The sequence below is a fragment of the Klebsiella sp. 4_1_44FAA genome (assembly GCF_000238715.1).
Lineage (GTDB): Bacteria > Pseudomonadota > Gammaproteobacteria > Enterobacterales > Enterobacteriaceae > Klebsiella > Klebsiella pneumoniae.
The window spans coordinates 194,291-219,066 of the sequence record NZ_JH414800.1 but is presented as its reverse complement, the minus strand read 5'-3'; the positions used below and the strand labels follow the sequence as shown (position 1 = coordinate 219,066).

Below are 24,776 nucleotides of genomic sequence, written 5' to 3'. Positions count from 1 at the left end.
ATATTTATTAACTTATTGATTATATTGATTTTTATAGAATGATTTGTTGTTTTGATTCTCGTCGCGCGCGGTCTATAACCGCTGATGACCTGCACAAAATAATAAGGTGAAAAAATGAGTACATTACCAGTGGATAATCCCGGTATCGCTTCGGTACCGGTCAGTAGCGTCGGGGATGTGGCGCGGCTAATTAATTCCGGCAAGGAACATGCGAAATATGCGCGGATGATTGTCTTCCTCGCGCTGGGGGGGCGTTTTTCTCGACGCATATGACTTAACCACGCTCTCCTACGGTATTGATGACGTTGTACGTGAATTTCAGCTCTCACTGCTGCTGACCGGCCTGGTGACTTCGTCCATTATGGTCGGGACTATCGTCGGCAATATTATCGGCGGCTGGTTGACCGATAAATATGGTCGCTATTCGGTTTTTATGGCCGATATGTTCTTTTTCGTGATTTCGGCTATCGCCGCCGGGCTGGCGCCGAACGTCTGGGTGTTGATTGGCGCCCGTTTCCTGATGGGCATCGGCGTTGGCATCGACCTGCCGGTAGCGATGTCCTATCTGGCCGAGTTTTCCCGCTTTGCCGGCAAAGGCAACAAAGCGGCTCGCCTCGCGGCGTGGTGCCCGATGTGGTACGCCGCCTCAACCGTCTGCTTTCTCATTATCTTCGGCCTCTATTTCCTGCTGCCGCAGGAGCATCTTGACTGGCTATGGCGCGCCTCCCTGCTGTTCGGCGCCGTGCCGGCACTGCTGATTATTGCCGTCCGCAGTCGATTTATGAATGAATCCCCGCTGTGGGCGGCGAACCAGGGCGATCTGACCTCTGCAGTGCGTATTTTACGCGACTCCTGGGGGATCCATGCCCATGAGGTCCCGGCGGCGAAGCCCGCGCCAGCGCCGAAAGTGAGCTTCCGCGTGCTGTTCGAAAAACCCTACCGCGAGCGGACTATCGTCGCCGGGGTGATGAATATCTGTATCTCCTTCGAGTACACGGCGATTGCCTTTTTCCTGCCGTCAATTCTTGCCCAGTTCCTCGGGGCTGGCGTCTTCGAAACTATTTCGGCATCGCTGGGGCTGAACGCCCTGTTTGCTTTTACCGGTGGGCTGCTCGGTATGCATCTGGCGTGGAAATATCCTTCGCGTCATGTGGCGATAGCCGGCTTCGCCCTGCAGTTTGTGGCGCTGATTGTGCTGGCGCTGGTGGGGCAACCGCACGCGACGGCAGGTATCGTGCTGGCTATCGCGATGCTGGGGCTGTGGCTGTTCGCCGAAGGGTTTGGCCCGGGGGCGCAGCTGATGATCTACCCGGCGCTCTCCTATCCTACTGCCATTCGCGCCACCGGGGTCGGTTTCAGCCGGGCACTCTCCGGGATCGGCAGCGCGCTGGCGTTGTTTATTCTGCCGCTGCTGCAGGCCTCCCTCGGCACGCAGATGTTCTGGGTGGTCTCGCTTGCCGCCATTATTCCCATTTTCTTCCTGCTGGCGGTCCGTCATGAACCGACGCGAGAAGATATCGACGCACTTCATGAATAAGGAACTGACAATGACCCTGCTCTCCACTGGCACCGATTATGACGCGCTGGCGGCCGCCTTCCGCCCGATATTTACCCGTATCGCCCAGGGCGCTGCGGAGCGCGAACAGCAGCGCATTCTGCCCGATGAGCCGATCCGCTGGCTGAAAGAAGCGGGCTTCGGCACGCTGCGTATCCCGCGCGAGAAGGGCGGCTGGGGCGCTTCGCTGCCGCAGCTCAGCGCGCTGCTGATCGAGCTGGCGCAAGCGGACTCTAACCTGCCGCAGGCCCTGCGCGCGCACTTTGCCTTTGTGGAAGATCAGCTGAATCAGCCGGATTCCGCCGGGCGCGACCGCTGGTTTCGTCGCTTCCTCGACGGTGAGCTGGTGGGCAGCGGCTGGACGGAGATCGGCGCGGTTAAGCTGGGAGAGGTGAACACCAGAGTGACGCCGGCAGAGGGCGGCTGGCGACTCGACGGCGAGAAGTTTTACAGCACCGGCGCGCTGTACGCCGACTGGATCGATGTGTTTGCCCGGCGCAGTGATACCGCCAGCGATGTGATAGCCCTGGTCAGCACCCAGCAGACCGGCGTGGTGCGGGAAGATGACTGGGATGGCTTTGGCCAGCGGTTGACCGGCAGCGGGACCACCCGCTTTACCGGCGCTCGGGTGGAAACCGAACATGTCTATGATTTTGCCCAGCGCTTTCGCTATCAGACCGCCTTCTACCAGCATGTGCTGCTGGCGACCCTCGCGGGCATTGGCCTGGCGGTTGAGCGGGATGCCGCGCAGGGCGTCAAACATCGCTCCCGGATGTACAGCCACGGCAACGCCGCCGTGCCGCGCGATGACGCCCAGGTTCTGCAGGTCGTTGGGCAGATCAGCAGCTGGGCATGGGCGACCCGGGCCACGGTCCTGCAGGCCGCGGAATCGCTGCAGCAGGCCTATGTGGCGCACGTCAGCGACGACGAAGCATTGATTGCCCGGCGTAACCAGCTGGCGGAAGTGGAAGCGGCGCAGGCGCAGGTGATCGCCAGCGACTGGATCCCGCGGGCGGCGACGGAGCTGTTTAATGCCCTCGGGGCGTCGGATACGCGAACTCGCCTTGCGCTGGATCGCCACTGGCGCAATGCGCGGACGGTTGCCTCGCATAATCCGGTGATTTATAAGGCACGTAATATCGGTAACTGGCTGGTGAACGGTGAAGCGCCCACCTTTATCTGGCAGATAGGCAATGGTGAGAAAACGGCGGGGTAAGCCTGTCGGCGACGGGAGGCGCAGAGCTTCCCGTCGTCAGGAAAATCAAGGTTTATCCAGCGACCAGGTGGCGCTGCGCACGTCGACTTTCACCGGCAGCAGGCCGATGCGCGTAAAGGTATCCGCCAGCGCCTGCTGTTCGTTATACACCGCCGGGGTCATGCGTTCGGCACCGTAGGGCAGGCGGGCCAGGGTCTTCAGCCAGATGGCTTTATCCAGTCCGGTTGAGGTCGACAGCAGCCCGGCGGCCTCGTCCTGATGGCTGTTCGCCCACGCGCTGAGTTTACCCAGCTCATCCACCACCTGCTTTGCTGTCTCCGGGTAGGTATCTGCAAACTTGCGGCTGGCGAGATAGAAGGTGTAGTGCGGCACCAGCCCCTCGGCATTGCGGATCTGTCGGGCTTTCGCGTTGGTTTCCACTTCTGCGAGGAACGGATCCCAGATCACCCACGCATCAATCGCCCCGCGCTGGAAAGCGGCGCGGGCGTCCGCCGGCGGCAGATAGACCGGGGTGATGTCTTTATAGCTGAGGCCCGCTTTTTCCAGTGCGGCAACCAGCAGGTAGTTGACGTCCGACCCCTTGTTCAACCCCACGCGCTTGCCCTTCAGGTCGGCCACGCTGTGGATTGCCGACTGTTCAGGCACCACAATCGCTTCCGTTTTCGGGTTAGCGGGGGAGTGGGCAAGGTAGACCAGATCGGCTTGCGCCGCCTGGGCAAAGGCCGGAGGCGCATCGCCGGTCGCGGCCAGATCGATACTACCGACGTTCAGCCCCTCCAGCATTTGCGGCCCGGCGGGGAATTCGACCCAGCGTACGGCAATGCCCTGTTTTTTCAGGCTCTCATCCAGCGTGCCGCGGTACTTCAGCAGCGCGAAGATATTCGCCTTTTGATAGCCGATGTTGACGGTTTCCGGCGCTTTGGCCAGCGCGGAGGTAGAGAGGGCGGCGAGGACCAGCAGCCAGGCGGGGCGGAATCGGTTGGACATTGTTTGTTCTCCTTAGCGGTTTTGCGTAAGGTAACAAACAGCGCTTATAACCATTAAATAACTAAAATTTTATTGATATAACAAAAAGAGTTATGCAGGACGATGGCCCGACACGCCGACGCGTGGCGGGTCAGCAGGTTAATCGCAGGCAACAATCTTCATCGCCAGACCACCGCGGGAGGTTTCCCGGTACTTGGCGTTCATGTCTTTGCCGGTTTCGTACATGGTCTCGATCACTTTATCGAGACACACTCGCGGCTCGCTGGTCCGGCGCAGCGCCATTCGCGCGGCGTTGACCGCTTTCACGGCAGCGATAGCGTTGCGTTCGATGCACGGCACCTGCACCTGGCCGGCGACCGGGTCGCAGGTCAGGCCGAGGTTATGCTCCATAGCGATCTCTGCCGCGATGCACACCTGACCCGGGCTGCCGCCCAGCAGTTCCGCCAGACCGGCCGCCGCCATCGAGCAGGCGACCCCCACTTCACCCTGGCAGCCGACTTCGGCGCCGGAGATGGAGGCGTTCATCTTATACAGCGAACCAATCGCGCTGGCGACCAGCATATAGCGGGCCAGGGAGTTGCTGTTCACCTTGCGGATAAACTTGTCGTAGTAGGCCAGCACCGCCGGCACGATACCGCAGGCGCCGTTGGTTGGCGCGGTCACCACCCGGCCGCCGGCGGCGTTCTCTTCGTTCACCGCCAGGGCGAACATATTGATCCAGTCGACCACCGCCATCGGATCGCTGTTGGTGGTGTCCTGGCTCACCAGCATACGGCGCAGCGCGGCGGCGCGGCGCGGGACGCGCAGTTTGCCCGGCAGGACGCCTTCGGTGGTGATGCCGCGCTCGATACCGGCGCTCATCACTTCCCACACCGCGGCGAAGTGTTGCCCAAGGGCTTCTTTGCTGTGCAGCGCCAGTTCGTTCTGCATCATCAGGCCGGAGAGCGACAGCCCGGTTTCACGGCAGTGACGCTGCAGGTCGGCGGCGTTTTTGTAAGGGTAAGGAACGGCAACCGGCGCCTCGGTAGTCTGGCCGAAGTGCTCCTCATCAACGATAAAGCCGCCGCCGATAGAGTAATACGTCTGGCTGTAGAGCACCTTGTCGCCGGCCAGGGCGGTGATACGCATGCCGTTCTCATGCAGCGACAGGTTGTCGGCATGGAAATTCATGCACTGATCCACCGGGAAGTCCACTTCGTGCTGACCGTTGGCCAGCATCAGGCGGCCATGGGTATTAACGTCCTGAATAAAGCCCGGAATGGCGTCGATGTCGACGGTGTCCGGCAGGTTGCCGGCGAGTCCCATGATAATCGCGATATCGGTATGGTGGCCTTTACCGGTCAGGGAGAGGGAGCCGTAGACGTCGACGACGACTTTGCTCACCTCGGCCAGCAGGCCGCGCGCGATCAGGTCGTCAGTGAATTGTTTGCCCGCTTTCATCGGTCCAACGGTATGGGAGCTGGAAGGGCCAATGCCGATTTTAAAGATATCGAATACGCTGATCATATGTATTCCCGTGCTGTCGGAAAGCGCGCCGCCGTAAAGCGGCGCGGGGGGAGGCGTTGAATGAATTAGCTGAACAGAGAGTAGAAGATCGCGGAGATGGCAATCAGGCCCATAATCACCACGAAGACGTTGCTGATATGGCCGCTGTATTTACGCATCGCCGGGACTTTCTGAATCGCGTACATCGGCATCAGGAACAGGATCATCGCGATAATCGGGCCGCCAAGGGTCTCGATCATACCGAGGATGCTCGGGTTCAGGGTTGCCACAATCCAGGTGGTGATCAGCATGAACAGCGCGGTCAGCTTGTTCAGTTTGTTGATTTCAATCGATTTGCCTTTACTGCGCAGGGATTTAATCACCATGCCGTTAAAGCCTTCGCGAGCGCCCAGATAGTGGCCAAGGAAGGATTTGGTGATAGCGATCATCGCGATGATCGGCGCCATCCAGGCAATGATTGGCGCGTTAAAGTGGTTCGCCAGGTAAGACAGAATCGAGATGTTCTGCTCTTTCGCCGCCGCCAGGTCTGCCGGAGAGAGGCTCAGAACGCAGCTGAAGACGAAGAACATCACGGTCAGCACCATCATGATGTGGGCGCGCGCGAGGATACTGGAGCATTTCTTCTCAGCGCCTTCGCCGTACTCTTCACGTTTGGCTACCGCGAAGGAAGAGATGATCGGCGAGTGGTTGAAGGAGAAGACCATCACCGGGATCGCCAGCCACAGGGTCATCAGCAGGCCGTTGCCGGTAACGGAAGCGCCGCTCAGGGAGAGCGTCTCCAGCGCCGCGCCGTTCCACTGCGGGATCAGATACAGAGCCAGCACCATCAGCGCGATAACGAACGGGAACACCAGCACGCTCATCGCTTTCACAATCATCTGCTCGCCGAAACGCACAATGGTCATCATGCCGACAATCAGGATCAGCGACAGAATGGCGCGCGGCGGCGGCGTCATGTGCAGCTGGTGCGCCATGAAGGTTTCGACGGTGTTAGTGATCGCCACGCTATAAACCAGCAGGATCGGGTAGATAGCGAAGAAATAAAGCAGGGTAATCAGCTTACCTGCGCCTACGCCGAAGTGTTCTTCCACTACTTCGGTGATGTCTTCGCCCGGGTTTTTCCCGGAGAGCACGAAGCGGGTCATGCCGCGGTGGGCGAAGAAAGTCATCGGGAAGGCCAGAATCGCCATGATGATCAGGGGGATCATGCCGCCAACGCCGGCGTTGATCGGCAGGAACAAGACGCCCGCGCCAATTGCTGTACCGTACAGGCCCAGCATCCACATGGTGTCGGTTTTACGCCATCCGCTGCGGGTTTCGCCCGAAACGATGGTGCTGGTTTGAGTGGTTTCCATCTGTATCTCCTGGAGGAATCAACAAAATCTAAAGAATAAATACAATTGCGTAACATGAAATTCGTTTAATTACGGTTTTTTTAGAAATTTTCTCCGTAATAATTGGGCCGGAAAGATACATTTATATGGTTTATGCATCAGTGATCGCGATCTCAAATGCAATAATCCACTTTCAATGTGCGTATTTTTAGTCCAACAGCCTGTTTCTGGTGATCAGCCAGCGATTTGTGGCGCGAAGGCTACCATTTGCAGCATATGAGATAAAAGCGGAGCGGCGTAATAACGAGGGATTTACTGTAAAAAAGAGAACTAGTCGACGTTTTTGCGCTTAAAACCATTTTTTGCAGTGATAATTGTCGCAGTTTTTACCAACGCAAACGTTTGGCTATGTAGAAATAATTCAGGTGATTGATTAGTAACAGAAAGGTTTTTAGCGCGTTCTGGAAGTCAGAGGAAGAGAGCCCGCCGGGGGCAGGCGTCAGGCGATGCCCCGGCGGGAGAGGGGGAAATCAGGCGATGATTTCGTAGCAAGGAATATAGGCGGTGCCGCCCGGAAGCTTCATGCGGTGCTGGGCGACGAAGCCCTGCAGCAGATCGTCCATACGGCGCATCATCTCCGGATCGCCGTGCAGTTTGTAAGGACCGTACTGCTCAATGGCCTGGATGCCCACCTCTTTGACGTTCCCCGCGACAATCCCGGAGAAGGCACGACGCAGGTCGGCGGCCAGCACTTCCACCGGCTGATCCGGGGAGAGTTTGAGGTTGGCCATGTTCTCGTGGGTCGGATCAAACGGCATCTGCAGGTCCGGCGAGATGCGAATCGACCAGTTAAAGCTATAGGCGTCATCGGTCTCGCGACGGCTCTCTTTCACCAGCGGCATCGCTTTTTTCATCTGCCGCGCCACTTCCGCGGGGTCGTCAATGATGATCCGGTAGTGGCGACGGGCCGATTCGCCCAGGGTATGGGTGATAAACTCGTCCAGTACACGGAAGTAGTCGGCGCTCTCCTTCGGCCCGGTGAGGATCAGCGGCAGCACCTGCGCTTTGTTGTCGGGGTGCATCAGAATACCCAGCAGGTAGAGCAGCTCTTCGGCAGTGCCGACGCCGCCCGGGAAAATAATGATCCCGTGGGCGATACGTACGAAGGCCTCCAGACGCTTTTCGATATCCGGCATGATGATCAGTTCATTGACCAGCGGGTTCGGTGGTTCCGCAGCGATAATGGATGGTTCGGTCATGCCGATAAAGCGGCTGTCTTTGTAGCGCTGCTGCGCATGGCCGACGGCGGCGCCTTTCATCGGCGCCTCCATTGCGCCAGGCCCGCAGCCGGTGCAGATATTCAGTTCCCGCAGGCCCAGCTGCGTACCGACGCGGCGGGCGTAGAGATATTCGTTTTCGTTGATGGAGTGGCCGCCCCAGCAGACGATCATGTTCGGCGCCTCGCCGACGTGCAGCGCGCGGGCGTTGCGCAGGATCGAGAACACCAGGTTAGTGATATGAACCGAACTTTCGAGATCGAGGTTCGGGAAGCGAACGGTATTGTGGATCTGGCCGTAAACGAACAGGATATCGCGCAGCACGGCGAACAGGTTGGCCTGCAGGGAGCGGATAATCCGCCCGTCAACGAAGGCGTCTTCCGGCGGGTTGATCAGTTCCAGCTTCACGCCGCGTTCGCGCCGCAGCACGTTAATCTCGAAATTTTCGAAACGGGACAGGAGCTCCTTGCTGTTATCGGTCAGGCTCCCCGAATTGAGCACAGCAAGCGAGCAGTTGCGAAAGAGTTGGTACAGGTCGCTGCTGGCGGTGCGCTTAAGCATATCCACTTCCAGCTGCGACAGCATATCCATTGAACCAAGCGGGCTAACATGTGTAATCAAGTGAACTCCTTACAGGACGCTTATGGTCTTCCTGTGATTACAATAGCCCTGCGAACGGCGTTTCCACAACCTTGCGCGCGCCTAAACGCACGCAAATTGTGAAATTGTTTATTATTGACGGGCGAGGCGGCCGGTGGCCGGGGAAAAGTCGCCATTGCTGCGCCAGGGGTTGATATCCAGACCGCCGCGTCGCGTATAGCGGGCGTAAACGGAAAGCGATTCCGGCTGGCAGAAACGGAGAATATCGTTAAAGATACGTTCGACGCACTGCTCATGGAATTCGTTATGGTGGCGGAACGAAACCAGATAGCGCAGGAGCTGCTCGCGGTCGATTTTCGCCCCCCGATACTGGATCTGCACCGAGCCCCAGTCCGGCTGATGAGTGATAAGGCAATTAGACTTCAGCAGGTGGCTGACCAGCGTCTCCTCCACGATTTTGCCGCTGGCGGCGCCCTGCAGGTAATCGGCGCTGAACTGATAGTTATCGATCTCGATATCCTGATCGTCGATGCAGGTGCCGTGCAGGCGGGCAATCGGCTGGCCTTCCAGTTCATCCAGGCGGTAGAGCGATACCTTCACCTTCCCCTGCGCGCAGGCGCTGAGATCGCGAGTCAGCGTCTCTGCAACGTCCTGCCAGCTGGCGAAACGGGTCTGGTTAAAGCTGTTGAGATAGAGCTTAAAGCTTTTCGACTCCACCAGATTGAGGCTGGTATCGGGCAGCTCGACGTGGCCGACAGCCACCTGCGGCAGACCTTTGCCGTTCAGCCAGGAGAGTTCGTACAGCGTCCAGATATCGGCGCCGTGAAACGGCAGATTATCGGCATGCAGGCCCAGCGGGTCGCGGTTTAAACTGCGCGGCACGCCCTGCAGCAGCGAGGCGTCATAGGTATCGCGGTAATCGGTTGATTTACCGAGCGTCAGGCCGGCCAGCGCCTGATGATTATCGTAAGAAGACATGTTTCACCATAGTAAAGCGGGTACACTATTGCTCCAGTGTATCCTGTCTAACGTGAAGAGAGAAACCGGTGGACCATCAGACAGCAGAAGCGCTACGCGCTTTTACCCAACGATATTGCGCCGTCTGGCAGCAGCAGCGCCACAGCCTGCCGCGCAGTGAAGAGCTTTACGGCGTCCCGTCGCCTTGCGTTGTCGACACCCAGGGCGAGGCCGTTTTCTGGCAGCCGCAGCCGTTTTCGCTGGCGCAAAATATCAGCGCGGTTGAACGCGCCCTCGACATTGTGGTACAACAGCCGCTTCATTCTTATTATACCACTCAGTTTGCCGGCGATATGTCCGGCCGGTTTGCCGGCGAAACCTTGACGCTGCTGCAGACCTGGAGTGAAGAGGATTTCCAGCGGGTGCAGGAAAATTTAATCGGGCACCTGGTGGTGCAGAAGCGGTTGAAGCTGTCGCCGACGCTGTTCATCGCCACCCTCGAGAGTGAACTGGATGTGATATCCGTCTGTAATCTCAGCGGCGAGGTAGTCAAAGAGACCCTCGGCACCGCCAAACGCATTACGCTTTCTCCCTCACTTGCGGGTTTCCTCAACCACCTTGAGCCAGTTCTGTAATCCAGTCTGCCAGATCGTTTGTGAGAGATCTCTTACAAAACCTGTAAGAGATCGTCATCATTTAAGGTAAATTTAATCCATACTTTTTTATATAAGTTGTTGGTATTAAATAAGATCTTAATTTTTCGTCCTTTTGAGTGGGGACTAATCTTAAGAGATTGTCTCAAGAAGGGTTGTAAGAAGGGGCAGAATCAGTGATCCTATGTCTGTCGACAGGACGTCGCGAAATGAAGCGAACATCAGGATGATGGCGCTTCTGCAGGACCCGCCAGGACGGCGTTGCAGGGACAGGCTTCAGGATGAAGCAAGGATAACGCAGGATCGCGTAATGGACACCTCCAGGATGGAGAACGAGAGCCGCTCAGGATGAACGGTGGATCAGGAAGATCGGGACAAACTTATGGATAAGTCATTTCGCATCGGGGTGGTGTGAAAGCAGGATGCACGTGTTTATGGATGAACATGGTCAGGAGACCTCAGGAAAAGTTTTCAAGGACGAGCAGGGAGCACCAATGTAGCGGGACTGCTGCAAAACGAACCGGGAGCACTGTTTATACAGTGCTCCCTTTTTTTATTTCTCCTGCGGATTTGCTATCCTGCGCCCGGTTTTTAACTCATCGAGGTTTCCCCATGACTCTTCACGATAGCGTGCGCGATCGCCTGCGCGCCATTGAAGCCCTGCTGCGCGAAACGGAGCACTGGCAGGAGACGGCGCCGGACAGCAGCGCCTTCGCCAGCGATAAGCCGTTTTGCCTGGATACCCTGGAGCCGCTGGAGTGGCTGCAGTGGGTCCTGATCCCGCGTATGCACCAGCTGCTGGAGAGCGGCCAGCCGCTGCCGCAAAATTTTGCCGTTGCGCCTTATTACGAAATGGCTCTGGATCAGGCCCACCCGGTCCGCGAATCCATGCTGGCGGAACTTCTGCTGTTAGACGCGCTGTTTGCCGGTGAGCAGGCCTGATGCTGGAGATTATCTACCAGGACGACTGGCTGGTGGCGGTCAACAAACCCTCGGGCTGGCTGGTGCATCGCAGCTGGCTCGATCGCGACGAGAAAGTGGTGGTGATGCAGACCGTGCGCGACCAGATCGGTCAGCACGTTTTTACCGCTCATCGTCTCGACCGGCCCACCTCCGGCGTGCTGCTGATGGGATTGTCGAGCGAGGCGGGCCGGCTGCTGGCGCAACAGTTCGAGCAGCACCAGATCCGGAAGCGCTACCATGCGATCGTCCGCGGCTGGCTGATGGAAGAGGCGCTGCTGGATTACCCGCTGGTGGAGGAGCTGGATAGAATCGCCGATAAGTTCGCCCGCGAAGATAAAGGGCCGCAGCCAGCGGTAACCCACTACCGCGGTCTGGCGACAGTGGAGATGCCAGTGGCGACTGGGCGCTATCCCACCTCGCGCTATGGGCTGGTGGAACTGGAGCCGAAAACCGGCCGCAAGCACCAGCTGCGCCGTCATCTGGCCCACCTCCGTCATCCGATCCTCGGCGACAGCAAGCACGGCGATCTGCGGCAAAACCGCAGCGCCGCGGAACATTTCGGCTGTCACCGCTTGATGCTGCACGCCAGCGAGCTGTCGTTAACCCATCCTTTTACCGGCGAGCCGCTGACCCTGCGCGCCGGTTTTGACGACGTCTGGATGCGCGCGCTGTCGCAGTTTGGCTGGCGCGGGCTTCTCCCGCTAAATGAAAGGGTTGAGTTTGCCGACGACAGCGGTCAGGATGAAGAGAATAAGGTCAATCCAGGGAGATAATAGCATGGCGGAAGTCGGAATTTTTGTCGGCACCATGTACGGCAACTCGCTGCTGGTCGCGGAAGAAGCGGAAGCGATCCTCAGCGGACTGGGACACAAGGCTACCGTGTATGAGGATCCGCAGGTCAACGACTGGGAATCCTACACGGGTAAGTATGTGCTGGTGGTCACCTCCACCACCGGGCAGGGCGATCTGCCGGACAGCATCGTCCCGCTGTATGAGGGCATCAAAGATATGTATCAGCCTCACCTGCGGTACGGCATTATCGCGCTCGGCGACAGCACCTATGCCAACTTTTGCGGCGGCGGCCTGAAGTTCGATCAGCTGCTGCAGGAGCAGGGCGCGAAGCGCATCGGCGAGATGCTGAAGATTGACGCCAGCGAAGACCCGGAGCCGGAGAGCGTCTCCAATCCGTGGGTTGAGCAGTGGGCCACCCTGCTCGCATAAAAGCGCTGCCCTCTCCCTACGCAGAGGGCGCTCTTTCAATACGTCGCGGCCAGATACGCGGACGTCAAAATAGTAGCGCTTTCCAGGCGCCACGCCTTTAGGCAAACGCCACAATATCCTTAGCAATATCATGGCTTAAGCCAGCCAGTTTCACCGGGTCAAGTGAGGTATTTCACACTCCGGCCCTTTTTGCTGCGCTATGCGGCGCCAGCGGCGCTGGCTTTTCATTTCCGTGAACTTCCCCCCATTCTTTCAGGCATTCGCCACAAACCACCTGCAATAGCGGCGTAAAAGCTGTGTGGATGCACGGTGAGCCGCGGTGTGCCTCTTCATATACTGCTCCAGCCAGTGATAAATGCAGTGCCAGATATAACGACAACTATCAAAACACGACCACGTCATTCTGATTACCCTACAGGTTGTGCTGTTCAGAATGAACGTAGCTAAACGCTATGATTCAGGAGTACAACAATGAGTTCATTAAGTCAGGCGGCGACGGCGGCTGAAAAGCGCACCAACGCCCGCTACTGGATAGTGGTGATGCTGTTTATCGTCACCTCTTTTAACTATGGCGACCGGGCGACGCTGTCGATCGCCGGTTCGGAAATGGCCAGGGATATCGGCCTTGATCCGGTGGGGATGGGGTATGTGTTCTCCGCCTTCTCATGGGCTTATGTCATCGGCCAGATCCCGGGCGGCTGGCTGCTCGACCGCTTCGGCTCGAAGCGCGTCTATTTCTGGTCGATCTTCATCTGGTCGATGTTTACCCTGCTGCAGGGCTTCGTCGATATCTTCAGCGGCTTTGGCATTATCGTTGCGCTGTTTACCCTGCGCTTCCTCGTCGGCCTTGCCGAGTCGCCGTCATTCCCCGGCAACAGCCGGATCGTCGCCGCCTGGTTCCCGGCGCAGGAGAGGGGGACAGCGGTATCGATTTTTAACTCCGCCCAGTACTTTGCCACCGTTATTTTCGCGCCGATCATGGGCTGGCTGACGCATGAGGTGGGTTGGTCGCATGTGTTCTTCTTTATGGGCGGGCTGGGGATTGTGATCAGCTTTGTGTGGCTGAAAGTGATCCACGATCCGAACAACCACCCGGGCGTGAACCAGAAAGAGCTGGACTATATCGCCGAAGGCGGGGCGCTGATCAACATGGATCAGAAGAGCAGCGCGCAGAAAGTGCCGTTTAGCGTCAAAATGGGGCAGATCAAGCAACTGATCGGCTCGCGGATGATGATCGGCATCTATATCGGTCAGTACTGCATCAACGCCTTAACCTACTTCTTTATCACCTGGTTCCCGGTTTATCTGGTGCAGGCGCGCGGCATGTCGATCCTCAAAGCCGGCTTTGTCGCCTCCATTCCGGCGGTGTGCGGCTTTGTCGGCGGGGTGCTGGGCGGGGTGATCTCCGACTGGTTAATGCGCCGCACCGGCTCGCTGAACATTGCGCGCAAAACGCCGATTGTGCTGGGGATGCTGCTCTCCATGACCATGCTGATGTGTAACTATGTCAACGTGGAGTGGATGGTGATCGGCTTTATGGCAATGGCCTTCTTCGGCAAAGGGATCGGCGCCCTCGGCTGGGCGGTGATGGCGGATACCGCGCCGAAAGAGATTAGCGGTCTCTCCGGCGGTCTGTTCAATATGTTCGGCAATATCTCCGGCATCTTCACCCCGATCGCCATCGGCTATATCGTCGGCACCACCGGCTCGTTCAACGGCGCGCTGATCTACGTCGGTATCCATGCCCTGGTGGCAGTGCTGAGCTATCTGGTGCTGGTGGGCGATATCAAACGTATCGAACTGAAACCTGTAGCGGGACGTTAATCATGACTACTCAATCCAGCCCGATTATCACAGAGATGAAGGTCATTCCGGTGGCCGGGCACGACAGCATGCTGCTGAACATCGGCGGAGCGCATAACGCCTGGTTTACCCGCAATATCGTGGTGTTAACCGATAACGCCGGCCATACCGGCGTCGGCGAAGCGCCCGGCGGAGAGGTCATCTACCAGACGCTGCTGGCGGCGATCCCGCAGGTGGTGGGCCAGGAGGTCGCCCGACTCAATCGCGTGGTGCAGCAGGTGCACAAAGGCAATCAGGCGGCGGATTTCGACACCTTCGGCAAAGGGGCGTGGACCTTCGAACTGAAGGTTAACGCGGTGGCGGCGCTGGAAGCGGCGCTGCTGGACCTGCTCGGCCAGGTGCTTAATGTGCCGGTCTGCGAGCTGCTGGGCCCGGGTAAGCAGCGTGATGCCGTCACCGTGCTGGGCTACCTGTTCTATATCGGCGATCGGCAGAAAACCGACCTTGGCTATCTGGACCATACGCCGGGCGATCACGAATGGTACCGCCTGCGCCACCAGCAGGCTTTGAGCAGCGAGGCGGTAGTGCGTCTGGCGGAAGCCGCCCAGGATCGCTACGGTTTCAAAGACTTTAAGCTCAAAGGCGGCGTGCTGCCCGGCGAGCAGGAGATCGACACCGCGCGGGCGCTGAAAAAGCGTTTCCCGGATGCGCGCATCACCGTCGACCCTAACGGCGCCTGGCTGCTGGATGAGGCCATCGCGCTGTGTAAAGGGCTGCAGGATGTTCTGACCTACGCCGAAGATCCGTGCGGCGCCGAGCAGGGTTTCTCCGGCCGGGAGGTGATGGCCGAGTTCCGCCGCGCCACCGGGCTGCCGGTCGCCACCAATATGATAGCCACTAACTGGCGCGAAATGGGCCATGCGGTGATGCTCAACGCCGTCGATATCCCGCTGGCGGACCCGCACTTCTGGACGCTCTCCGGCGCGGTGCGGGTGGCGCAGCTGTGCGACGACTGGGGGCTTACCTGGGGCTGCCATTCCAACAACCACTTTGATATTTCCCTGGCGATGTTTACCCACGTCGGCGCCGCCGCGCCGGGCAACCCCACCGCCATCGATACCCACTGGATCTGGCAGGAGGGCGACGCGCGCCTGACCAAAAATCCGCTGCAGATTATTAACGGCAGCATTGCCGTGCCAGACGCGCCGGGACTCGGCGTGGAACTTGACTGGGAGCAGGTGCGCAGAGCCCATGAGGCCTATAAAGCGCTGCCGGGCGGCGCGCGCAACGACGCAGGCCCGATGCAGTACCTGATCCCCGGCTGGACATTCGACCGCAAACGTCCCGTTTTCGGCCGCCACTAATTAAAAAGGATGATGCTATGACGACTTTCTCTTCAACGCCCGTTGTCACCACCATGCAGGTGATCCCGGTTGCCGGCCATGACAGCATGCTGATGAACCTGAGCGGCGCGCACGCCCCGTACTTCACCCGCAATATCGTAATTATCAAAGATAACGCCGGCCATACCGGCGTCGGTGAAATCCCGGGCGGTGAAAAAATTCGCCAGACCCTGGAGGATGCCATTCCGCTGGTGGTGGGCAAAACGCTGGGCGAGTATAAAAACGTGCTGGGCGCGGTGCGCAATCAGTTTGCCGACCGCGACGCCGGTGGCCGCGGCCTGCAGACCTTTGACCTGCGCACCACCATTCACGTGGTGACCGGCATCGAAGCGGCACTGCTGGATCTGCTGGGCCAGCACCTTGGGGTCAACGTCGCCTCGCTGCTAGGCGATGGCCAGCAGCGCAGCGAAGTCGAAATGCTGGGCTATCTGTTCTTTGTCGGTAATCGCCATGCGACGCCGCTGGCCTATCAGAGCCAGCCGGATGAGCAGTGCGAGTGGTATCGCCTGCGCCATGAAAAGGCGATGACGCCGGATGCGGTAGTCCGCCTGGCGGAAGCGGCGTATGAAAAATATGGTTTCAACGACTTTAAGCTGAAGGGCGGCGTGCTGGCCGGTTTTGAAGAAGCCGAAGCGATCAGCGCCCTGGCGAAGCGCTTCCCGAATGCTCGCGTCACTCTCGACCCGAATGGCGCCTGGCTGCTTGAGGAGGCCATTCAGATTGGTAAACAGCTGAAGGGCGTGCTGGCCTATGCGGAAGATCCGTGCGGCGCCGAACAGGGCTTCTCCGGCCGCGAAGTGATGGCCGAGTTCCGCCGCGCGACGGGCCTGCCGACCGCCACCAATATGATCGCCACCGACTGGCGGCAGATGGGCCATACGCTGTCGCTACAATCGGTGGATATCCCGCTGGCGGACCCGCACTTCTGGACCATGCAGGGGTCGGTGCGCGTAGCGCAGATGTGCCATGAGTTCGGTCTGACCTGGGGTTCGCACTCTAATAATCACTTCGACGTGTCGCTGGCGATGTTCACCCACGTCGCGGCAGCGGCGCCGGGCAAGATCACCGCTATCGATACCCACTGGATCTGGCAGGAGGGCAACCAGCGTCTGACCAAACAACCTTTTGAAATCAAAGGCGGCATGGTGCAGGTACCGAGTACCCCGGGCCTGGGGGTTGAGCTGGATATGGACCGCGTGATGCAGGCAAATGAGCTATATAAGAAACATGGTCTTGGCGCCCGCGACGATGCGATGGCGATGCAGTATCTGATCCCGGGCTGGACCTTTGACAACAAGCGTCCATGCATGGTGCGCTAAAAGTCCGCCGGCCTCTGCGGGGGCCGGCATTGCGCGACAGCGCCAGGGGTTGGCTCAGAGTAAGGACAGCAGATGAAAATAGTGATCGCACCGGATTCCTGGAAGGAGAGCCTGAGCGCGCTGGAAGTGGCCAGTGCGATAGAGCAAGGCTTTCGCGAGATTTATCCTGACGCCGAGTACGTCAAGCTGCCGGTTGCCGATGGTGGGGAAGGGACGGTGGAAGCCATGGTGGCGGCGACCGGCGGGCTTCTGGTTCCGCTGACGGTCACCGGGCCGCTGGGCGAGCCGGTTGAGGCATTTTACGGGCTGTCCGGCGATCGCCAGTGCGCCTTTATCGAAATGGCGGCGGCCAGCGGCCTGGAGAGCGTCCCGCCGGCGCAGCGTAACCCGCTGCTGACCACTTCCTGGGGTACCGGGGAGCTTATCCGCCATGCGCTGGACGCCGGGGTAAGACAGATCATTATTGGTATTGGCGGCAGTGCGACCAATGACGGCGGCGCCGGGATGGCGCAGGCGCTGGGGGCGAAACTGCTGACCGCCGAGGGCCAGCAAATCGCCTCCGGGGGCGGCGCGCTGGAGACGCTGGCGCGAATCGATCTCAGCGAACTCGATTCGCGGCTGGCAGATTGCCGGATTGACGTTGCCTGCGACGTCACCAACCCGTTGACCGGCCCGCAGGGCGCCAGCGCGGTGTTCGGCCCGCAAAAAGGGGCGACGGCGCAGATGATCGACCGGCTCGACAGCGGCCTGCGGCACTATGCCCGGATTATCGCCCGCGATTTAGATATCGACGTGCTGAGCCTTGAGGGCGGCGGCGCGGCGGGCGGCATGGGTGCGGCGCTGTATGCGTTCTGTGGTGCTCAGTTGCGTCCGGGCATTGAGATTGTCACCGATGCGCTACAGCTGGCTGAGCGGGTGGCGGATGCCGATTTAGTGATCACCGGCGAAGGGCGTATCGATAGCCAGACGATCCACGGCAAAGTGCCGGTGGGGGTGGCGAGGGTGGCGAAGCGTTTTAACGTCCCGGTGATCGGGATTGCCGGCAGTCTTACCGCCGATGTTGGCGTCGTGCATCAGCACGGGCTGGATGCGGTATTCAGCGTGTTGTATACCATCTGTACCCTTGATGAAGCGTTGGCCAATGCCGCCGCCAACCTGCGAATGACGGCGCGTAACGTAGCCGCGGTTTTGCAGATGGGCGACAGGCGGTAACCCGGCTGGCGCAGTGGTATTTGTAGTCCGGATAAGGTGCGTAGCACCGCGATCCGGGAACCATCCCCGGTGGCGCTTACGCTTACCGGGGCTACCAACCGAATACCGGACCGTAGGGCGTAGCCCGGATGAGGCGCGTAGCGCCGCTATCCGGGGTTTACACCCCCATCCGGCATGCTTCGCGGGCCACATTATCCATCTCATCTAACAGCTCAAGCAGCTCCGGCTCCAGATCCTCGGCGGCGGTGCCTGCCCGCAGCTGACTTTCCAGGGTATAGCACAGCTTTTTGAGCCGCGGCACGCCGCTATAGCTGCAGCTGCCGTGCAGTTTATGGATCAGATCCACCAGCCCTTCCGGCTGCTCGCCCACCAGCTGCTCCTCAACTTTGTTACGCACCTCCGGCATAAAGGCGATCAGCATTTGCAGCATCTCCCGCGCCAGGTCCGGCTTCATGGCCGCCTGGCGCAGCGCCAGCTGCCAGTCGAGCGTTTGATTATGATCGACGATCGGCTCTGCGGGCGGTAGCGACGCCGGAACGACGCTGTGCAGGCCGGGCTGATAGCGCAGCAGCAGTGCGTGCAGTTTCTCTTCTTCGATTGGCTTCGCCAGATAGTCGTTCATGCCGGCGCTCAGTAATTTCTCACGCTGGCCCTCCAGGGCGTGCGCGGTGACCGCAATAACCGGGGTTTGCTGATGATGGGACAGGTGATGGATAAGCTCACAGGCGCGGATGCCGTCCATATCCGGCATCTGAATATCCATCAGGATCAGATCCATCTGCAGCTGCTTGGCCTTGTCCACCGCCTGCTGGCCGCTGTCGCAGAGGATCACCTGCTGCACAAGATCATCCAGCAGGGCGCCAATCAGCTTCAGGTTAGCCGGGTTGTCGTCGACGGCCATTACCGTCATTGGCAACTTATGACTGTCGATCTGCATCAGCGGCGCGGAGGCAAGCGCGTGGCTGGTAGCCACCAGCGCCGGTAGCAGACGGGTGGTGGTGAGCGGCTTTAACAGGCAGGCGGCAACGCCGTCGCGCTTCAGGGCTTCGGCGCTGACCTGGGCATGGCACGGCAGGGCCAGCAGTACGTTATCGGACATCGCGCAGGCTTTGGCTAATTTTTCCCGATGCGGCGACAAATCGCGCATTGAAACCGGGATACCGACCAGCAGAATGTCATACTGCGCTTCCGCCAGCGAGGAGAAGGTAGGGCTGTAGATAACCTCCAGCGGCGTAGCGGCCAGCATCTCCAGGGTACACTGCGCCGCCGTCGCGTTGGCTTCCACATAGGCCAGACGTTTGCCGACAAGCCCGTCGGTGTTCAGCGTATCCGGAATGGCGTTCGGGTTGAGATCGAGGCTGATATGGAACCAGAAGGTGGAGCCGCGGTTCGGCTGGCTGTGGAACGAAATATCCCCGCCCATCTCTTTGACCAGACGCTGAGTGATCACCAGCCCGAGCCCGGTGCCGCCGTGGCGGCGTGAAATACTGGCATCGGCCTGACGGAAGGCCTGGAATAGCCGGGACTGGTCGCGCTCGGGGATGCCGATGCCGGTATCGTGGATCTGAATTTCGATCTGTACCCGGGAATTACTGATGGCCCGCTGCTCCACCAGTACGTCGATATTGCCGTGCTCGGTAAATTTGATGGCGTTGCCCACGAGGTTGGTCACAATCTGCTGCAGACGCAGCGGATCGCCAATGACGTTATCCGGTACATTGTTCTTAATATTCAGCGTCAGCTCCAGCCCTTTATCGTGCGCGGAATGCGCCAGCAGGGTGACCACTTCATCAAGCGAAGTGCGCAGCAGGAACGGAATACTCTCCAGGATCAGCTTCCCGGCTTCCAGCTTGGAAAAGTCGAGCACGTCATTGATGATCGCCAGCAGATTGTTGGCCGAACGTTCGATGGTGGTCAGGTGGTCGCGCTGCGTAGCGTTGAGATCGGTTTTCAGCGTCAGGCGGGTAAAGCCGATCACCCCATTGAGCGGGGTGCGCAGCTCGTGAGACATATTGGCCAGGAACTCAGACTTAATGCGCGCCGCCTCCTGGGCGCGCTTTTTCGCCAGGTCCAGCTCGACGTTCTGGATCTCCATCTGCTCAAGCGTTTCCCGTAGATCGGAGGTCGCCTGGTCGACGTTGTGTTGCATCTCTTCGTGGTATGCCGCCAGCGACATGGCCATCGAGTTAATGCCATTTTTCAGCATATCCAGTTCGCCGAGCATAAAGCCTTCGACCCGGCTGTCCAGCTGTCCGCGGCGGATGCGGTCGACAGTGTTAACCATATTGCGGATTGGCCCGGTGACGTCGCGCATCAGCCTCCAGCCGAAGATTAACGCAATGCCGATACAGAACAGCATCATTACGCTGGAGATAAAAATCTCTTTGTACTGCTGGAGGCGGACCGATTTTAGATCCAGCTCCAGGGCGACGTAGCCCAGCATATTGCCCGGCATTTTAGCGTCAGATTCGGGTGATTCATCCGGAGAATAGCTTTCCGAGACAATAGGCGTGCGCAGGATCATCATGTCGCCATCGCGGATGACGCTGAGGTGACGGGGGAATGCCTCGCCTTTCGGGATCTGCAGTTCGCTGGGATTGAGCTGGTAATTGGAGGTGACAAATAAGCGGTTATGCGAATCGTACACCGAGATGGCCCGCACGATCTCCGAGTGGCGACGATGCAGAACGCTGATCAGCTGGCCGATGGATTCGCGGTTTTGCAAGTTCATGCCATATTCGCTGGAGACCGCCAGCGGTTCGATAATACTGGCGCCAGCGTCCTCCAGCTGGCGTTGCAGGTCGTTATAACGATGAGCGACAAAGAAAATACTGAGCAACAGTCCTATCAGGACGGTTGGCGCCAGAATCAGAATCATCATGCGAGCACGCAGGCTGTAGTTGGTCATGCGGTTCCATTATGGGAGAATATAGACATCATCGTTCTGTGCAGCGTCGCTGCGCCTCGCGGCGCTGCCGCTCTGAACGAGCTCGTTTTATTTGATTGAGACAACTCTCTACGATGGCGCAATTCTACTCTGCAAAACGGCGTGTGACGACGCGCCAGATCATAACCGTTACAGTCAACGACCTCGATCCCTTTGGTCAGGGTGTTGCCCGCCACCAGGGGAAGGCGCTGTTCGTGAGCGGCGTGCTGCCCCACGAGCAGGCCGAGGTGGTGCTGGTGGAAGATAAAAAACAGTACGCCCGCGCCGAGGTGAAACGCCGACTGACCGACAGCCCGCAGCGCCAGGCGCCGCGCTGCCCCCATTTTGGCGTCTGCGGCGGATGCCAACAACAACATGCCAGCGTTCCGCTTCAGCAGCAAAGTAAACGCGCCGCGCTGGGGCGACTGATGAAGCGCGAGGTAGATGACGTCATCGCCGGCGCGCCGTGGGGCTACCGCCGTCGCGCACGCTTGAGCTTGAATTATCAGCCGAAGACCCAACAATTGCAGATGGGTTTTCGCCAGGCCAACGCCAAAGCGATCGTCGATGTGGTGCAGTGCCCTGTTTTGGTGCCCCAACTTGAGGCATTGCTGCCCGTCGTGCGCGAGTGCTTAAGCGCGCTGAGCGCATTACGCCATCTCGGCCACGTCGAGCTGGTGCAGGCGGACAATGGCCCGCTGATGGTGCTGCGCCATACCGCAGCCCTGCCGGCGACAGACAAGGAAAAACTGGAACGCTTTTCGCAAACTCACGGTCTTTCCCTGTACCTCGCGCCACAAAGCGAGATACTGGAGCATATTCATGGCGAAGCGCCATGGTATACCTCAGACGGACTACGCTTAGTGTTCAGCCCGCGGGATTTTATCCAGGTCAACGACGGCGTAAATCAGCAGATGGTGCGTACCGCACTGGAGTGGCTGGATCTGCGGCCAGAGGACCGGGTGCTGGATCTGTTCTGCGGGATGGGCAACTTTACCCTGCCGCTGGCGACACGCGCCGCCCATGTGGTGGGCGTGGAAGGGGTGCCGGCGCTGGTAGAGAAGGGGCGGGAAAATGCCGCCCGCAATGGTTTATCAAATGTCACTTTCTTCCATGAAAATCTGGAAGAAGACGTCACCCGTCAGGCCTGGGCGAAGCACGGCTTTGATAAAGTGCTGCTGGACCCGGCCCGCGCCGGCGCGCCGGGCGTGATGCCGCATATAATAAAACTGGCACCGCGGCGGGTGGTGTATGTTTCCTGCAACCCGGCGACGCTGGCGCGAGACAGCGAAACCCTGTTGCAGGCTGGATATCAGATTCAACGCCTGGCGATGCTGGATATGTTCCCGCATACCGGCCATCTGGAATCAATGGTGTTGTTTGAGCGCAGGCTTACATAAGGTCATTCACAACGTCGCAGAAGAGCCACCCTGGCCATGAATGCTGACGCGACCTGCAGGATGACATGTAGAAAGTTGAGGCTTGCCGACTTCGGCAGGCCGGTCCCTTAAGGAGAGGACAATGGTTGCGGTAAGAAGTGCACATCTTAATAAAGCTGGTGAATTTGACCCGAAGAAATGGATCGCGAGTCTGGGAATTTCCAGCCAGCAGTCGTGTGAGCGCTTAGCCGAAACCTGGGATTATTGTCGCGAAAAAACGCAAGGACACCCGCAGGCGGACCTGCTGCTGTGGCGGGGCGTCGAAATGGTGGAGATCCTCTCCACCCTAAGTATGGACATCGATACGCTGCGCGCGGCGCTGCTGTTCCCGCTGGCCGACGGCGAAGTTGTCAGCGAAGAGGTGATGCAGGAGAGCGTAGGTAAATCGGTCGTGACCCTGATTCACGGGGTGCGGGACATGGCCGCTATCCGCCAGCTGAAGGCTACCCATACCGACTCGGTCTCTTCCGAGCAGGTGGATAACATTCGCCGTATGCTGCTGGCGATGGTTGACGATTTCCGCTGCGTGGTCATCAAACTTGCTGAGCGGATCGCGCATCTGCGCGAGGTCAAGGACGCGCCGGAAGATGAGCGCGTTCTTGCGGCGAAAGAGTGCACCAATATCTATGCTCCCCTGGCGAACCGCTTAGGTATCGGCCAGCTGAAGTGGGAGCTGGAAGATTACTGCTTCCGCTATCTGCACCCGGCGGAATACAAGCGCATTGCCAAACTGCTCCACGAGCGCCGTATCGACCGCGAGCATTACATCGAAGAGTTTGTCGGCCACCTGCGCTCAGAGATGAAAGCCGAAGGCGTCAAGGCGGAAGTCTATGGCCGGCCGAAGCATATCTACAGTATCTGGCGCAAAATGCAGAAAAAACACCTCGCTTTCGACGAGCTGTTTGACGTTCGCGCGGTGCGTATTGTGGCTGAGCGTTTGCAGGATTGCTATGCCGCGCTGGGGATCGTCCATACTCACTACCGCCATCTGCCGGATGAATTCGACGACTACGTGGCCAACCCGAAACCCAACGGTTACCAGTCTATCCATACCGTGGTGCTGGGGCCGAGCGGCAAGACGGTGGAGATTCAGATCCGCACCCGGCAGATGCATGAAGATGCCGAGCTGGGCGTGGCCGCACACTGGAAGTACAAAGAGGGCGCGGGAGCCGGCACCAGCGGCGGCCGCGGCTATGAAGACCGTATCGCCTGGCTGCGTAAGCTGATTGCCTGGCAGGAAGAGATGGCCGACTCCGGCGAGATGCTCGACGAAGTGCGCAGCCAGGTCTTCGACGACCGGGTGTATGTCTTTACGCCGAAAGGCGACGTGGTGGACCTGCCTGCGGGGTCGACGCCGCTCGACTTTGCCTATCATATTCACAGCGATGTCGGCCATCGCTGCATCGGCGCCAAAATTGGCGGCCGCATCGTGCCGTTCACCTACCAGCTGCAGATGGGCGATCAGATCGAAATTATTACCCAGAAGCAGCCGAACCCGAGCCGTGACTGGCTGAACCCTAACCTCGGCTATGTGACCACCAGCCGCGGACGTTCGAAGATCCACGCCTGGTTCCGTAAGCAGGATCGCGACAAGAACATTCTCGCCGGTCGGCAGATCCTCGACGACGAGCTGGAGCATTTGGGCATCAGCCTGAAGGATGCGGAAAAGCACCTGCTGCCGCGCTATAACTTCAACGAGCTCGATGAACTGCTGGCCGCCATCGGCGGTGGCGATATCCGTCTCAACCAGATGGTCAACTTCCTGCAGGCGCAGTTCAATAAACCTAGCGCCGCCGAGCAGGATGCGGCCGCGCTGAAGCAACTGCAGCAGAAAACCTACACGCCGCAAAATCGCACCAAGGACAATGGCCGGGTAGTGGTGGAAGGGGTAGGCAACCTGATGCACCATATTGCCCGCTGCTGCCAGCCAATCCCGGGCGACGAGATCGTCGGCTTTATCACCCAGGGGCGCGGGATCTCCGTGCATCGCGCGGACTGCGATCAGCTGGCAGAACTGCAGTCGCATGCCCCGGAGCGCATCGTCGATGCGGTATGGGGCGAAAGCTACTCGGCGGGCTACTCGCTGGTGGTCAGAGTGGAGGCGAACGATCGCAGCGGTTTACTGCGCGATATTACTACCATCCTCGCCAATGAGAAGGTGAACGTGCTGGGCGTCGCCAGCCGCAGCGATACCCGTCAGCAGCTGGCAACCATCGATATGACCATCGAGATTTACAACCTGCAGGTGCTGGGCCGGGTGCTCGGTAAGCTCAACCAGGTGCCGGATGTGATCGACGCGCGCCGTCTGCACGGCGGTTAATTCGTCTGTAGGCCGGATAAGGCGAAGCCGCCATCCGGCAATTTCGCAACGTCGGATAAGGTCTAAACGCCTTATCCGGCCGACT

General features: G+C 59.1%; 17 protein-coding genes and 1 pseudogene. 12 read left to right on the top strand and 6 right to left on the bottom strand.

Annotation, left to right across the window (positions count from 1 at the left end):
- The first annotated feature begins 114 nt into the window (after positions 1–114).
- Together HMPREF1024_RS14360 and HMPREF1024_RS14365 are read left to right on the top strand one after the other, a co-directional pair.
- A pseudogene (locus HMPREF1024_RS14360) lies at positions 115–1,537 on the top strand (MFS transporter).
- A gap of 10 nt (positions 1,538–1,547) precedes the next feature.
- Complete coding sequence (locus tag HMPREF1024_RS14365) at positions 1,548–2,771, top strand: acyl-CoA dehydrogenase family protein (protein ID WP_009308540.1); 1,224 nt, start codon at positions 1,548–1,550, stop codon at positions 2,769–2,771.
- 45 nt (positions 2,772–2,816) lie between these two features.
- Here HMPREF1024_RS14365 and HMPREF1024_RS14370 read toward each other — a convergent pair whose 3' ends face one another.
- The 5 genes from HMPREF1024_RS14370 to queF form a co-directional block, all read right to left on the bottom strand.
- Positions 2,817–3,758 carry an aliphatic sulfonate ABC transporter substrate-binding protein gene (locus tag HMPREF1024_RS14370; protein WP_002915261.1) on the bottom strand — a complete coding sequence of 314 codons (942 nt, stop codon included), beginning with the start codon at positions 3,756–3,758 and terminating at the stop codon, positions 2,817–2,819.
- 138 nt (positions 3,759–3,896) lie between these two features.
- The gene (locus HMPREF1024_RS14375; RefSeq protein ID WP_009308539.1) at positions 3,897–5,264 is read right to left on the bottom strand and encodes an L-serine ammonia-lyase; all 1,368 of its coding nucleotides are present in this window, start codon (positions 5,262–5,264) and stop codon (positions 3,897–3,899) included.
- Positions 5,265–5,329: 65 nt separating this feature from the next.
- On the bottom strand, positions 5,330–6,619 hold the full coding sequence (locus tag HMPREF1024_RS14380) for an HAAAP family serine/threonine permease (protein WP_004151070.1): 1,290 nt from the start codon (positions 6,617–6,619) through the stop codon (positions 5,330–5,332).
- A gap of 509 nt (positions 6,620–7,128) precedes the next feature.
- Positions 7,129–8,496 (bottom strand): nucleotide 5'-monophosphate nucleosidase PpnN, encoded by a 1,368-nt coding sequence (gene ppnN / locus HMPREF1024_RS14385; protein WP_002915258.1) that lies wholly within the window; start codon positions 8,494–8,496, stop codon positions 7,129–7,131.
- Positions 8,497–8,607: 111 nt separating this feature from the next.
- On the bottom strand, positions 8,608–9,453 hold the full coding sequence (gene queF, locus HMPREF1024_RS14390) for an NADPH-dependent 7-cyano-7-deazaguanine reductase QueF (RefSeq protein ID WP_004174633.1): 846 nt from the start codon (positions 9,451–9,453) through the stop codon (positions 8,608–8,610).
- A 68-nt stretch (positions 9,454–9,521) separates the two neighbouring features.
- Here queF and syd point away from each other — a divergent pair, with 68 nt between their 5' ends.
- The 8 genes from syd to HMPREF1024_RS14430 all read left to right on the top strand — a co-directional run bounded on the left by syd (position 9,522) and on the right by HMPREF1024_RS14430 (position 18,006).
- On the top strand, positions 9,522–10,067 hold the full coding sequence (gene syd, locus HMPREF1024_RS14395; protein WP_002915253.1) for a SecY-interacting protein: 546 nt from the start codon (positions 9,522–9,524) through the stop codon (positions 10,065–10,067).
- A 630-nt stretch (positions 10,068–10,697) separates the two neighbouring features.
- Positions 10,698–11,027, top strand: coding sequence for a YqcC family protein (locus HMPREF1024_RS14400; protein WP_002915249.1), 330 nt, complete (start codon positions 10,698–10,700; stop codon positions 11,025–11,027).
- Positions 11,027–11,821 carry a tRNA pseudouridine(65) synthase TruC gene (truC, locus tag HMPREF1024_RS14405; RefSeq protein WP_002915236.1) on the top strand — a complete coding sequence of 265 codons (795 nt, stop codon included), beginning with the start codon at positions 11,027–11,029 and terminating at the stop codon, positions 11,819–11,821. The genes HMPREF1024_RS14400 and truC overlap by 1 nt, the downstream gene beginning before the upstream one ends.
- A 4-nt stretch (positions 11,822–11,825) precedes the next feature.
- Positions 11,826–12,269 carry a flavodoxin gene (locus HMPREF1024_RS14410; protein WP_002915235.1) on the top strand — a complete coding sequence of 148 codons (444 nt, stop codon included), beginning with the start codon at positions 11,826–11,828 and terminating at the stop codon, positions 12,267–12,269.
- 471 nt (positions 12,270–12,740) lie between these two features.
- Positions 12,741–14,093: an MFS transporter gene (locus HMPREF1024_RS14415; RefSeq protein WP_009308538.1), complete on the top strand. Its 1,353-nt coding sequence runs from the start codon at positions 12,741–12,743 to the stop codon at positions 14,091–14,093.
- A gap of 2 nt (positions 14,094–14,095) precedes the next feature.
- Positions 14,096–15,436 (top strand): enolase C-terminal domain-like protein, encoded by a 1,341-nt coding sequence (locus HMPREF1024_RS14420; RefSeq protein ID WP_004185436.1) that lies wholly within the window; start codon positions 14,096–14,098, stop codon positions 15,434–15,436.
- A 17-nt stretch (positions 15,437–15,453) separates the two neighbouring features.
- Positions 15,454–16,794 (top strand): glucarate dehydratase, encoded by a 1,341-nt coding sequence (gene gudD, locus HMPREF1024_RS14425; protein ID WP_009308537.1) that lies wholly within the window; start codon positions 15,454–15,456, stop codon positions 16,792–16,794.
- Between the two features lie 72 nt (positions 16,795–16,866).
- Complete coding sequence (locus tag HMPREF1024_RS14430) at positions 16,867–18,006, top strand: glycerate kinase (RefSeq protein WP_002915222.1); 1,140 nt, start codon at positions 16,867–16,869, stop codon at positions 18,004–18,006.
- Between the two features lie 157 nt (positions 18,007–18,163).
- On the opposite strand, the gene barA is transcribed toward HMPREF1024_RS14430, so the two are convergent.
- The gene (gene barA, locus HMPREF1024_RS14435) at positions 18,164–20,914 is read right to left on the bottom strand and encodes a two-component sensor histidine kinase BarA (protein ID WP_009308535.1); all 2,751 of its coding nucleotides are present in this window, start codon (positions 20,912–20,914) and stop codon (positions 18,164–18,166) included.
- A gap of 113 nt (positions 20,915–21,027) precedes the next feature.
- Here barA and rlmD point away from each other — a divergent pair, with 113 nt between their 5' ends.
- Positions 21,028–22,332, top strand: coding sequence for a 23S rRNA (uracil(1939)-C(5))-methyltransferase RlmD (gene rlmD / locus HMPREF1024_RS14440; protein ID WP_009308533.1), 1,305 nt, complete (start codon positions 21,028–21,030; stop codon positions 22,330–22,332).
- A 121-nt stretch (positions 22,333–22,453) separates the two neighbouring features.
- The gene (relA, locus tag HMPREF1024_RS14445; protein WP_002915217.1) at positions 22,454–24,691 is read left to right on the top strand and encodes a GTP diphosphokinase; all 2,238 of its coding nucleotides are present in this window, start codon (positions 22,454–22,456) and stop codon (positions 24,689–24,691) included.
- Positions 24,692–24,776: the final 85 nt, after the last annotated feature.